This is a genomic window from Natronorubrum halophilum (genome assembly GCF_003670115.1).
GTDB lineage: Archaea > Halobacteriota > Halobacteria > Halobacteriales > Natrialbaceae > Natronorubrum > Natronorubrum halophilum.
Genome location: NZ_QQTY01000007.1, coordinates 39,789 through 52,168 on the forward strand (window position 1 = coordinate 39,789; position 12,380 = coordinate 52,168).

General features: G+C 62.1%; 9 protein-coding genes. 4 read left to right on the forward strand and 5 right to left on the reverse strand.

Annotated features, from left to right (window positions below):
* Nucleotides 1-158: 158 nt before the first annotated feature.
* A complete protein-coding gene (locus DWB23_RS22175; RefSeq protein ID WP_121744955.1) occupies nucleotides 159-350 on the reverse strand; it encodes a DUF5786 family protein in 192 nt (63 codons plus the stop codon).
* Nucleotides 351-1,257: 907 nt separating this feature from the next.
* Here DWB23_RS22175 and glmS point away from each other — a divergent pair.
* Nucleotides 1,258-3,072, forward strand: a complete 1,815-nt coding sequence (gene glmS / locus DWB23_RS22180; RefSeq protein ID WP_121744956.1) for a glutamine--fructose-6-phosphate transaminase (isomerizing) — start codon at nucleotides 1,258-1,260, stop codon at nucleotides 3,070-3,072.
* A 382-nt stretch (nucleotides 3,073-3,454) separates the two neighbouring features.
* On the opposite strand, the gene glmU is transcribed toward glmS, so the two are convergent.
* Nucleotides 3,455-4,639: a bifunctional sugar-1-phosphate nucleotidylyltransferase/acetyltransferase gene (gene glmU, locus DWB23_RS22185; protein ID WP_121744957.1), complete on the reverse strand. Its 1,185-nt coding sequence runs from the start codon at nucleotides 4,637-4,639 to the stop codon at nucleotides 3,455-3,457.
* Nucleotides 4,640-5,141: 502 nt separating this feature from the next.
* On the opposite strand from glmU, the gene DWB23_RS22190 reads away from it, so the two are divergent.
* Together DWB23_RS22190 and DWB23_RS22195 are read left to right on the forward strand one after the other, a co-directional pair.
* Nucleotides 5,142-5,351 (forward strand): DUF7563 family protein, encoded by a 210-nt coding sequence (locus tag DWB23_RS22190; RefSeq protein WP_121745046.1) that lies wholly within the window; start codon nucleotides 5,142-5,144, stop codon nucleotides 5,349-5,351.
* A 498-nt stretch (nucleotides 5,352-5,849) separates the two neighbouring features.
* Nucleotides 5,850-6,122 (forward strand): ATP-binding protein, encoded by a 273-nt coding sequence (locus tag DWB23_RS22195; protein WP_121744958.1) that lies wholly within the window; start codon nucleotides 5,850-5,852, stop codon nucleotides 6,120-6,122.
* Between the two features lie 133 nt (nucleotides 6,123-6,255).
* On the opposite strand, the gene DWB23_RS22200 is transcribed toward DWB23_RS22195, so the two are convergent.
* Both DWB23_RS22200 and DWB23_RS22205 read right to left on the reverse strand, forming a co-directional pair.
* On the reverse strand, nucleotides 6,256-7,266 hold the full coding sequence (locus DWB23_RS22200; RefSeq protein WP_121744959.1) for a lipid II:glycine glycyltransferase FemX: 1,011 nt from the start codon (nucleotides 7,264-7,266) through the stop codon (nucleotides 6,256-6,258).
* Nucleotides 7,267-7,268: 2 nt separating this feature from the next.
* Complete coding sequence (locus tag DWB23_RS22205; RefSeq protein WP_121744960.1) at nucleotides 7,269-8,894, reverse strand: alkaline phosphatase family protein; 1,626 nt, start codon at nucleotides 8,892-8,894, stop codon at nucleotides 7,269-7,271.
* Between the two features lie 226 nt (nucleotides 8,895-9,120).
* Between DWB23_RS22205 and DWB23_RS22210 the strand changes: the two genes are divergently transcribed.
* Nucleotides 9,121-10,230 (forward strand): DegT/DnrJ/EryC1/StrS family aminotransferase, encoded by a 1,110-nt coding sequence (locus DWB23_RS22210; RefSeq protein WP_121744961.1) that lies wholly within the window; start codon nucleotides 9,121-9,123, stop codon nucleotides 10,228-10,230.
* A 5-nt stretch (nucleotides 10,231-10,235) separates the two neighbouring features.
* Here DWB23_RS22210 and DWB23_RS22215 read toward each other — a convergent pair whose 3' ends face one another.
* Complete coding sequence (locus tag DWB23_RS22215) at nucleotides 10,236-11,957, reverse strand: ATP-binding protein (protein ID WP_238717554.1); 1,722 nt, start codon at nucleotides 11,955-11,957, stop codon at nucleotides 10,236-10,238.
* Nucleotides 11,958-12,380: the final 423 nt, after the last annotated feature.

Genomic DNA, 12,380 nt, shown 5'->3' on the forward strand with positions numbered 1-12,380 from the left:
CGCGTTCCTCTCTCGTCGCCACGGACTCGCCGTTTCGGCTCACTGTCGGCTCGGCTGTAACGGGTCTGGGTTTCACTCCGGACAACTGTACTGTCTGGGTCACACGCGCGAAAAGACGAAATCTCGTTCAGCCCCTCCGTTCGGCCGGTTTCGGTCGGTTATTCGTCTTCGTCGTCCGGCTCGTCTTTCATCGAGCCGAGCTGTGAGACGAGTTCGTCGGTCGAGGCGTCGGACTCGAAGGACAGCTGTCCGTCGTGATCGTGCTCGTGGACGTTGACGGCTTCTACAGTGTCATCGTCGTCGGCCGTCTGTTGCTGTTGTTCGGATTCGTCGTAGCTACCAAAACCCATACGCCGTACTGGTATCGCCACCGGCAAAGGTGTGCCGATTCAACCGCTCCCAACTGCGCCGATTCAACCGCTCACAACTGTCCCGGTCTCTCATCACTTCCTCATCAGTATCACGCCGACACCGACCCGAGGGGACGTCGTTTCCGGCTCCCCTTCGAGCGCCTCCCCGCTCGTGGTTTCGACCGGAAACGCGGTGTGCTCGAGCGGAAACGCGCCGCCGCTGTTCGGCTCGAAACTCCGTCGCTCGAGACAGATCCGGGGTAGTTCAGCCGGAGATACCGTCGGTCGTACTCGGTTCGCCCTGCCGCGAGTGGATCGTGATCCGCGCGGACTGTAATCGTCGCGAGATAATGTCTGCCGTAACGACCGGTGTATTTCCGCTGTATCGCGTAGATAGAACCCTTTCGTGATCTCCGTTCGACGGTGTCCACGATTCTCGAACTACGTCCGCTGTTTGGATGTGGATACCGTTCGCTCACCATCCCGTCCTCGCGTACCGTTCGGCTGTTTGGTTGACATACTTCGTTTTGAACCGTGCTTTGAACGATCTCCCGTAAATCTTCGGCCGCAAATTGGACGAATATCGTAAAAACGATCAGTTACCGATCACTGGCGCGGTGCTCGAGAGTTCGCTGTAGCGGCCACAGACAGCCCGTTACCGGCCAACTACCGCCGCCAGTAGCCCGTCTATAGTAATGGGTTCGGGTAGGCAGTTCTGTATCATGTCCGTGCACCGTTCGCTGTCTCGAACAGTCGCCACGGACGAACAACTACCCATGTCACGATCACCATTGTCACGGGCGACCGTTCGACACTTCGTTCGCGCTTGTTCGAGCCTGAGTTCGGAAACCGACACGTCGTTCCGGGGACTGCGCGTCCCAGAACACTCACACGGGATGAATTACTGATGTGTGGGATTATCGGCCGCGTCGGCGATGGGAACGCCCTCGAACCGCTGTTAACCGGCCTCGAAAACCTCGAATACCGAGGCTACGATTCGGCGGGAATCGCCGTCCAGAACGGCTCCGGCATCGACGTCCAGAAACGCTCGGGGAAGGTCGACGAGTTGAAAGAGTCCATCGGCGATGCGACACTCGATGGGAAAATCGGTATCGGGCACACGCGCTGGAGTACCCACGGCCCGCCGACCGACGAGAACGCACATCCGCACACGGACGGGACGAAAGACGTCGCCGTCGTTCACAACGGGATCATCGAGAACTACGTCGAACTCAAATCGAGACTCGCCGGATACGGCCACGAGTTCACCAGCGACACCGATACCGAGGTCATTCCACACCTCATCCAGTTCTACCTCGACGAGGGACTGACCAACGAGGCGGCGTTTCGCCGAGCGGTCGAGGAGCTCGAGGGGAGCTACGCCGTCACGGCGATGCTGTCGGGAGAGCACGTCCTCTACGCTGCTCGACAGGGATCGCCGCTCGTCGTCGGCATGGAAGACGGCGAGTACTTCCTCGCGAGCGACGTCCCGGCGTTTCTCGAGTACACCGACAGCGTGGTCTACCTCGAGGACGGCGACGTCGTCATCGTCGACGAGGACGGCGTCGAGTTCACCGACCTCGCGGGGAACCCGATCACGCGCGAGTCAGAGACGGTCGAGTGGGACCCCGAACAGGCCGGGAAGGGTGAGTACGACCATTTCATGCTCAAGGAGATCCACGAGCAGCCGACCGCGCTGGCCCAGGCGCTCGAGGGACGGATCGATACCACAAACGAGCGGATCGCCCTCGCGGATTTCCAACCGGGGACGTTCGAAGCCATCGAGAACGTCCAGTTCGTCGCCTGCGGAACCTCCTATCACGCCGCGTTGTACGGTTCGCTCACGCTGAATCAGGCCGGTATTCACTCGAGCGCGCTGCTCGCAAACGAGTACAGCGTCTCGGCACCACCGACCGACGAGAACACGCTGGTGGTCGCGGTTACGCAGAGCGGGGAGACGGCGGATACGCTGAGCGCCCTTCGGCAGGCCAACGAGGCGGGTGCAACGACGGTCACCGTCACGAACGTGGTCGGCTCGACTGCTGCTCGCGAAGCCGACGAAGCGCTGTTCATCAGAGCCGGCCCGGAGATCGGTGTCGCCGCAACCAAGACGTTCTCCTCGCAGGCCGTCATGCTCACGCTGCTCGGCCAGCGAATCGTCGGCGATCAACACGGCGAGCCGTCGGCCGACCTCGGCGTACTCCTGCCGGAACTGGCCGGGATGCCCGACGCGCTCGAGGAGATGCTCGAACGCTCCGACGCCGACGCCATCGCCAGCCGGTATGCGAACAGTCAATCGTACTTCTTCATCGGTCGAGGGCTCGGTTTCCCCGTGGCGCTCGAGGGGGCGTTGAAGTTCAAAGAGATCACCTACGAGCACGCCGAAGGGTTCGCCTCCGGTGAACTCAAACACGGTCCCCTGGCACTGGTAACGCCCGATACGCCGGTCTTTGCGGTCTTCACCGGCGAGGAAGACGAGAAGACGCTGAAAAATGCCGCGGAGGCACAGACTCGAGGTGCACCCGTGATCGCGGTCTGTCCCGCGGGCCATCGCGCGGTCGACGTCGCGGACGCCCACCTCGAGATTCCCGAGACCGAATCCGATCTCTCGGGGCTGCTCGCGAACGTACAGTTACAGCTCGTCTCCTACTATGCGGCGGACCTCCTCGATCGATCGATCGACAAACCCCGAAACCTCGCCAAGAGCGTTACCGTCGAATAGCGTTCCACTCGAGCGTGGCTGTTTTCTCCGGCCCGTCGGATACTCGTCTCGCGTATCCGCCGCCTCGAGTACGAGTCATCGAGACCGCGGGATCCGGACCACCCCCGTAGACTCGGATCCGCACGGTGTCGTCAGGTGACGACCCGTACTCGAACGAGTTGGAATCGTCCTGGAGGGGACCGTCGTTGCGTCGTCCGAACGACGCCCTCCGCCTGCTAGGGCAGTCGGTCATAGGATAAAGCCCGCACTTGCTACTGACGGTTCGCGGAGCAGCGAAAAGAGCGGCTGTAATCGCCGTCGCAGATTCCGTCTCGAGCGGGTCAAATCACGTGACGACGTCGCGTCGGACTCGCCCGGCTGACCCGAGCGATCGTTTCGGCGGCTATTCGTCGTCGCGCTCTACGACTTCGCCGGGGCCCGTCGTCGTCCCGGGCTCCAGTTTGAGCCCCGGGGTCAGACTCGTGTTGATGCCGGTCTCGACGCCGGCCCCGGCGACGACGCCGAATTTGCGCCGGCCGGTCGAGACGCGCTCGCCTTTCACGGTGAACTCGATGTCCGCGCCGTCGTGGCGACGGTTCGCGACGGTCGTTCCAGCGCCGAGGGCGACGTTTCGACCGAGAATACTGTCGCTGACGGATGACAGATGATCGATCGACGTCCCCCGCGAGAGGACGCTGTTTTTCACCTCGACTCCGTTACCGACCGAAACGTTCTCCTCGAGCAACGCCGGGCCGCGGACGACCGCGTTGGGGCCGACGGTCGCTCCGGATCGAACCAACACCGGCCCCTCGATTACGGCTCCCGGCTTCACCGTCGCGCCCGCTTCGATCACCACGTCGCCCTCGAGGTGGGCGTCGTCGCTCACCGTTCCGACGAGTCGCCGGTCGAGGTTCGAGAGCTTCCACTCGTTGGCCCGGAGCAACTCCCAGGGACGGCCGACGTCCAGCCACCGCTCGAGCGTCACCGGCGTCACTGCGAACTGCTCGAGGACCGTTGCAAGGACGTCGGTAATTTCGTGTTCGCCGCGTTCGCTCTCGGGGACGGCGAGCCACTCGCGGGCGTCCGCCGGGAAGGCGTACGCGCCGGCGTTCACGAGGTTCGTCGGCGGATCGGACGGTTTCTCGGTGATGTCGACGATGGTACCGTCGTCGGTGTCGAGAACGCCGTAGTTCTCCGGATCGTCGACCGCGACGGCACAGACGGCCGGACACTGTTCGAACAGCCGGCCTATCGCTTCCGGATCGTACAGGTTGTCTCCGTTCAGCACGACGAAGGGGCCCTCGAGATATTCGCGGGCGGCGGTAACGGCATCTGCCGTGCCCGATTGCTCGGCCTGAACGGCGTAGGAAACGGGGGTGTCACGATACTCCGAGCCGAAGTACTCCCGGACGGTGTCGCCCTCGTAACCGATCACGAGGACGATTTCGTCCGCTCCGGCGTCGACGGCCGCATCGACGGTGTGTGCGGCGAGCGGTCTATCGGCGACGGGTAACATCGGTTTCGGCAGCGTTGCGGAGAGTGGACTGATTCGCGTTCCTTTACCCGCCGCGAGAACAACGGCTTTCATACCGGTTTGATACCCCGATCCGGCGGATAATTATCCGGCTGTTACTGACCGCGGGCGGTTTTCGGTCGGTCTCGGGCGAACCCGACACGCGGTGTACCGTCTGACAACACGATCTGTATACCGATCGTACTCGAGCGATCGATGCCACCGAAATTGATCCAAAACACGAAATTTGGATAGCTGTCATATCTGGGCTACTCCGACCCACTCGACGAGAGCGGGAATTCCGGTCCATTAATTACAAGAAAAATTGATTGATGCAAACTGCCGTCGAACGGCGATGCTCGCATCGTCGCTCACGTCACGGCCTGGTGGGAACGCACCCGGTGAAATAGGAGATTATACGACATAAATATTGAATTTCCGGTGTGTCGAGCCTTGACACTGCTGTTTTCCGAACTGTCTTTCATTGATGACGTTTCGGACCGTGTTTCAAACGAACTTGCATACACCGATATTATGCTGTCTATATTAAATACCGTTCTATGGCTACGATTTGATGATGTCGACGGAATCAACCGATACGAAATGGACACCGATGACGTCCGGCCAGCAAACGACCGCCCCCCGCTGTGTCAACTGTGGGAACCAAGTTACTCGACAGTTCTCTCGTGTCTTCGGGGACAACCGCGACGTCGTCCACGCCTGTCCCGACTGTGCAACGTATCGAGAGATGAAAACGTCCGATTTCATCCCGGAAGAAAAGCGATAACGACTTCGGTTAGTGTGTTTCGTTGACGACGCTGTTCTCGCCCAGTTTACTGCTGGCCTCCGCCTCGGTGGTCGGATCGCATCCTCCCGCGTCCTCCGCTCTCGAGACGGGCACGCCGTCGGACGACAGTCGGTGAGCACTCGAGCGATTTCTCGCGACCGGTGCGTGTCACCGACCGTTCGATCGCGAACGGCGGGTAGTCGTGTCGTCCAGCGGTACCGCTCCACGTCCCGTCGTTCCGGCACCCGAGTCGGCCCCAGTATCGAACGAACCCGATTTGAAATCGCGTTAGTGCCTCCCTATATTTTTGAACTGTCGATATCGTATATACGAACCACTCGCGTTGGACCGGTTGTTCATGCACACAGCGCTACCACCTCGTCGTCGACGGGTCGAGCGTCGCGGCTCCCGCGGGGAGCGACCGAGAACCGAACCGACCGCTCGAGCGCCATCGCGTCGCGGCGCGGGAGCCGACCCCGTCGATCGACGGGCCGAGCTATGAGCGCGACCGAACCCGACTCCGAAGTCGAGGGTGAGGTCGACGAACCGGAATCGACGACCTCGCTGGCCGAACTGCCGCCGAGTGCGAAACTCGTCTACAAGGTCCTCGAGTACGAGGGATCGATGACCCAGGAGGAGATCGCCGGGGAGTCCCGGCTCTGTGCCCGGACCGTTCGGTATGCGCTCGGCAAACTCGAGAACGAGGACCTGGTCACCAGTCGCGTCTGTCTCGAGGACGCCCGCCAATCGAAGTACCGGATCGTCGACTGAGTTCGCCGCGCGGTTCGGACGGCCGTGTGTCGATCGTTCGTCCCGCCGTCTCCGATCCGGACGGTTCCGTGTCGACTCGCGTCCACCGTGTTCGGCCCGAACGGTCGATAGCGATCGCAGCCGTGCCCGCCGACTACCTGAGTTTTCGGTAGCGATCGATCACGTGGTTGAGTCCGAACGTCCCCGACGTAATTTCGTAGTGGGTCTCGAGTCGCGGGTTGAACTTCGCCTTGTATCGGTTGATGCTCGGAACGCCCGCGCCGACGAGATCGTACTTCTCGAGTCCGTCACGGAGTCCATCGCGCATGACGTGCCAGTCGAGGAGGTCGTTGATCGGGAGGTCGAGGTCGGTATCGGGTTTGACGCCCCCTTGCCAGCGGTATCTGGTCGTCTCGGACTCGACGACCAGTATTCCGCCGACGAACTCGCCGTCGACCCGGCAGACGTAGGGCCGAATCGAGCCCTCGGGCAACTGCTCGTGAACGTCCCGTGCGAACTGGGGATTCAACTGGAACGATCTGCCTTGGTTCTCGTATCGTTTCGTGACCTGCTCGACGATGTGCTCGACGTCGTCGTTGTCGCCTTCCTCGATCACGTAGGCGTCCTCGTCGGCGTTCCGAACGTTGTTCCGCGCGTCGCTGCTGAAGCGTTTCAACAGTTCGTCCTCGGTCCGCTCGAGGTCGACGACGTAGGTGTAGCCCGGATCGACGTCGTACTCGTTCCACATGAACGGCCGCACGTCGTCGAACTCGGCGGCGACGAACCTGGAGTACAGCGGCGAGATCTCCCGCTCGATCGTCTCGAAACAGCCCTCGAGGAACCGCTTCGTTCGACGGTCGGCCTTTCGCTGTTTGAGCTTATCGACGTTGAGCAACGACGGCCCGAGGTAACACGACCACGAGAACGGGGCCGGCGAAAACACGCCGGTGATGGGGCCCTTGCTGTACTCGAAGACGGGGAAGAGGCCGACGGCTTCCTGCCCTTTGAACCCGGCTAGCAGGTGAAGCACCGATCCGGTGTCGGCTGCCTGCAGGCGAAGCGCTTCGGCGCGACAGAACGGATTCGTTCCGTCCGATCGCTCGACGTAGCGGTTCCACTCGTCGGCGTCGGTCCGCGGATCGAGTTCGGTTACCTCGATACTCATCGTTAGAGATACCCCAGATCGGAGAGCCGATCTTCGACGGCTGCGTCATCGGTTTTGGTAATCGGATCCGGTTCGTAGGCCGGATACGCCGCTTCCGTGCCGCCGTCGATAATCGGCAGCGTCGCCCCGTCCATCTCGGTATCGACCGGCACGTCGAACAGCGTACAGATCGTCGGCGCGACGTCGAAGAGCGTCGCGTCTTCGAGGACGACCGTTTCGTCGAAATCGGCTCCGGTGGCTGCGACGACGCCGGTCCGTTTGTGATTCCACGACTCCATCGGCTCGCCGAACTGCGGTTTGCCGACGTCGGCGACGATCGCGTTATCGAAGCCGGCGGGTACCGTCAGGATGTCGGGTGCTTTGTCGATGTGCGGGCCGTCGAAGTACGTCTCCCGTGGCTCGACGGCCTCGAACATCGGCTCGCCTCCGGGGGTTCGAACGCCCTCGAGTTGTTCGATGAGCTCCGACCGGACCGCTTCGTAGTCGGACTCCGGAACCTGCCCGTTCGGCTCTCGGCCTCGAAGGTTGATCCGGACGCCGAGTTCGCTCTTCGAGCGAACGTACGCCTTCGATTCGGGGAAGTCGACTTGCTCGCTCGCCGCTCGGATCATGTCGTTCGGAACGCGTCTCCCGATCGGCTCTTTCAGGCCGACCGTATCCAGCGCGTTCGCGACCCGTTGCGTCGTAATTCCGACCTTCGCGGCGAGGTTCATGGCCCTCTCGAGGGGGCTTTCCTCGTGTTTGCCGGCGTCTTCACCCTCGAGAAGGTCGTTCTCCCAGGCCGTCGACCAGTTCGGCATTCCGTCACCGCCGCTCTGAACCTCGAGGAGGCCCCGCTCCCGGAGGAACTCGTTGACCCGGAACTCGTCGCCGGGTACCTTTCCGATACCGTGATCGCTGACGACAAGGATTGTGTCCGGATCGGTCGCGTCGATCGTCTCGGCGACCTGGCGGTCGACCTCGCGGTAGACGGCCTCGATCGCCGCCCTGTCGCCCGGTCGTTCGTGAAACACGGTATCGGTTTGCTGGAACTGCAGAAAGCCGAAGCCGGGATCGACCCGCCGGCACAGGTACCGAAACGCCTTCCCGCGCTGTTCGATCGTCCGTTCGTATCCCTCGATCGACTGGTCTGGTGCGTCGGTGCTCTGTGGATAGACGTGATAGTCGCCACAGGCCAGCTCGACGTCCTCGAGGATCCCCCCCGGATGGCAGGGCGGATCCTCCGGCGCGGTCATGCCGGGGATCAGAACGCCGTCGAACTCCCGGGCCGGATGGGTCACCGGAACGTTGACGACGACGCTCGAGACCCCGTGTTCGCTCAGTAGCTCCCACACCGGCCGCTCTCGAACGTGCGTCGAGTTCACTACGTCCCAGTCGTAGCCGTCGAAGGAGAGAAAATCGAAGACGCCGTGTTTTCCCGGATTCTTTCCCGTATACATCGACGGCCACGCGCTCGCCGTCCACGGCGGAATCTGTGACTCGAGCGGTCCACTGGTCCCGGTCTCGAACAATTCTCGAAGCGTTGGGATCTCACCCGCCTCGAACAGCGGCTCGAGCACTGACCGACAGCCGGCGTCGAGTCCAACCACGAGTAGACGAAGATCTGTTTCATCGGTCGAATCTCCCATGAAGTCATAGGTCGCCCTACCCCTGTTTTGTTATTTGACTGTTGGGCCCCTGTAAGCACGCACTGTCTACCTATCACCGATTCGTGTGAGTAACGAAATCTGGCGTGTAAGCAACGATTGTCCGTGACACCTCCGCAGTATCGCCCAAATCACTAAGGAGACGTTCAGCTATTTTTGACATAGAAATTGTGCTATGTGGCAACATCGTTTCGGGGAGTCGAAACGTATGATCAGTGAACGTCCGTCGCTGTTCGGCCGGTCGTTGTCCGCGCCACAGTCGGCCGGTATCGGATCGTTCCTCGAGCGCGCCCCGGCCGACGTCACCTTTTATGGCTCCGGGAAAGCCGCGCTTTACGACGGACTGTCCGGACTCGTCGAACCCGGAGAGAACGTTCTCATCCCCGCGTACCTTCCCGATGCGGTCGGTGAACCCTTCCGCGATCTCGGGCTCGAGGTCCGCCACTACCGCCTGCAGACGAATCTCGCGCCGGATCTCGCCGATATCGAACGACGGCTCGACGACGAGACGTGTGCGGTCATGTCCGTCAACTACTTCGGATTCCCACAGCCGGGGCTCGATGAGTTTACGACACTCGTCGACGAGTACGACTGCTACCACGTCGACGATAACGCTCACGCGCCGATCAGCGTCGACAACGGGACGGTACTCGGAACCCGCGGCCATCTCGGGATTACGAGCTTCTGGAAGTTGCTGCCGGTTCCCAACGGGGCGGTCCTCTACTGTACCGACGACACCGTCGCCGAGGCGGTCACCCCCTCGTCGTTCGCCGGCGTCCGCGACCAGCTCGGGGTCGCCGACTGTTCGTTCGTTCTCAAGTCGATCGTCACCGACCTGCTCGACACGAACGCCCTGCTCCGCCAGTCGGTCGACGGTCTCGTTTCCGGCGCGGCCCCGTCGGTTCCGGAACCCGGCATGCGATACGAGGCCGGGAAGACGCCGATGTCGAAGCTCTCGGCGTACATCGCCGAAGACGCGGATCCCGCGACCATTCGAGCCGCTCGCCGGGATAACTATCTCGCGTGGCAACGCGTGCTCGAGAGTCGCGAGGATATCGAGGTCCTCTACGAATCGCTTCCCGAGGGGATCTGCCCGCAAGTCTTTCCCGTCCGAACGTCGGCCCCACAGCGGTTGCTCGCAGAACTCGAGCGCTGTGGCGTCGGGACGCACACGTGGCCGCGACTGTCCGCCACCGTTCGCGAGAACGCGGAGTACGAGGTTGCGACGCAACTGTCCCGGGAGCTCATCGTCCTTCCCGTCCACCAGCATATCGAGCCGTCCTCGATCGAAGCCGTCGGCGATCGCTTCCGGTGGTGACGCGTCTACTCGGCGTTCGCGTTCGCCATCGCGGTGAGCTTCGATCGCACGCCGTCGCTGAGCGTGTAGGTCCGCTTGCCGGGCCGGTCGAGGATCCCTTCCGTCCGCAACTCCGAGCAGAGCCCCTGGACTGCAACCGCCGAGCGCCCGACCCTGTTGGCGACGGTCTTCGTCTCGAGGGGTTCGTCTCGAGCCAGTACGACGAGCGCTTGTCGGGCCGTCGTCGCGGTACACTGCGATCGCTCGGCCGCACGCGTGAGTCGGTCGTCGATCCACTCGCCTTCGAACAGCTCCTCGGGAGCCGCCGATTCCGTCGCGGTGGTAATGTCCGATCGGCTATCGGCACCGTCTGAGGACGCGCTGTCGACCGACGTGTAGCCGAACTCGATGTCGTTGCCGCCGGCCTGGACGATCTCCGCCATCGACTTCGATTCCGACTCCGCTGTCGAGCCCGATTCCGCTACCGAGTTCGCTTCTCGTTTCGTATCGTGTTCGCGAACTCGCTCCCGCAGTCGCTCGTTTTCTTCCCGTAACCGCTCCATCGTATCCGTCCGCGACGCGAGTTTCGCTTCGAGCGTCTCGATCCGCTCGCCTCGCGCTTCGAGTTCGTCCTCGAGTTCGTCCCGCTCGGCCTCGAGGTCGAGGAGTTCGTCGTGGAGCCGACGGCGCTCCTCCTCGTCGCCCGGCAGTTCCGTCTGGACCGTCTCCGGTTGCATCAACGCGTCCGCCATCTGCTTGGCCGCACTCGAGACGTCCCGCGCCGACTCGAGTTCGTTTTCGAGGGTCTCGATGCGTTTCTCCTTCTTCTCGAGTTCGTTCTCGAGTTCGATGATCCGATCCTCTTCGCGTTGCTTTCGCTCCGAAATATCCTGCAGGTCGCCGACGAGTGCGTCGGAGACGGACTTGAGTTCCGGCCGCTTGAAATCGTCGAGCCCGGGCGTTGCGCCGGCGTCGAAGGTCCGCTTGCGGCGAAACTGGACCTTCCGAACGTCGACTTCGGTCCAGTCGGTCTGGACGAACGCCTGTCCGTCGTTCAACTCCGAGACGAGTTCCGAGTACTCCGTGTCGATGATCCGGCCGACGACGTTCGTATCGTTATCCCAGGTCAGCCGGTGCCAGACGAGCCAGTTCGCCTGCGTGATGAAGTCCTTTTTCACGTCCGCCGGGCGCTGGCTGATGCCCAGAATCCCGAGACCGTGCTTTCGGCCGCGCTTGCTGATCTTGATCAGTAGCTTCCCCGTCTCGCCGACGCCGCCGCCCTCCGGAATGTACTCGTGGACTTCCTCGACGACCAGCAGGAAGGGCTTTTTGAGCTTCTTCTCCTTGACAAACAGTTGGCGCGCGATCTTCCGAAGGAGTTCGTTCGCCACGTCCTCGTCGAGGTAGCCCGAGACGTCGAGGATCACCGGGACGTTCTCCTCGAGGGCGAGCGAGGCCATCTGCTCGGCGTGCTCGGGGCCGATCTGGATGTCACACTCCTCGTCGGCACCGGCGTGGAGCATCTCGTACTCCTCTTTGAGCCCGTAGTACTCGCCGTCGGTGTCGACGATGAGGAGGGGATAGCCGGCCTCGAGCAACTCCTCGGCGATGACCGATGCGGTGTTCGACTTCCCCGATCCCGACTTGCCGGTGACGAATCCGCGGCCGGTCAGTAGTTCGACGACGGGCAGTTGCAGATCCGATCCGTCGTCCGTTTCGCCGACGAGGATTTCACGCTGGTCGCTCACCGACCCGCCACCCCGCACGCACGCGATTCGTTCATATATCAGTATACTTCGAATACGGCACCTTGAATATTGGCCTCGCTGATGCGGAGCGCTCGCCCGGGTAGATCCAGTGGAGGCGGCTCGAACTGTTTAAACAGTGTACACGGTTTAGACATCCTAAAACGCCCTCACTGTGCGAACTGTGTTCTGTAGGCCGTCTCCGTGCCGATCGGACGTTCGACGCTCGAGCAGTCGACTAACGCACCTTCCACACAGTTTACAAGGTGTGAACGGTACGCGATGTGTAGAAGGTGCCCCACTCTCCGGTGTCATCGACCGCGGTGACCCCCAGTCGAACGCCGCCGCCGCGTTTCGTTCGCCCGTATGCGAGCCCGACACGGTTCTCGATTTGTAAACGGCTTTTACTTTCTACACCGTGTACAC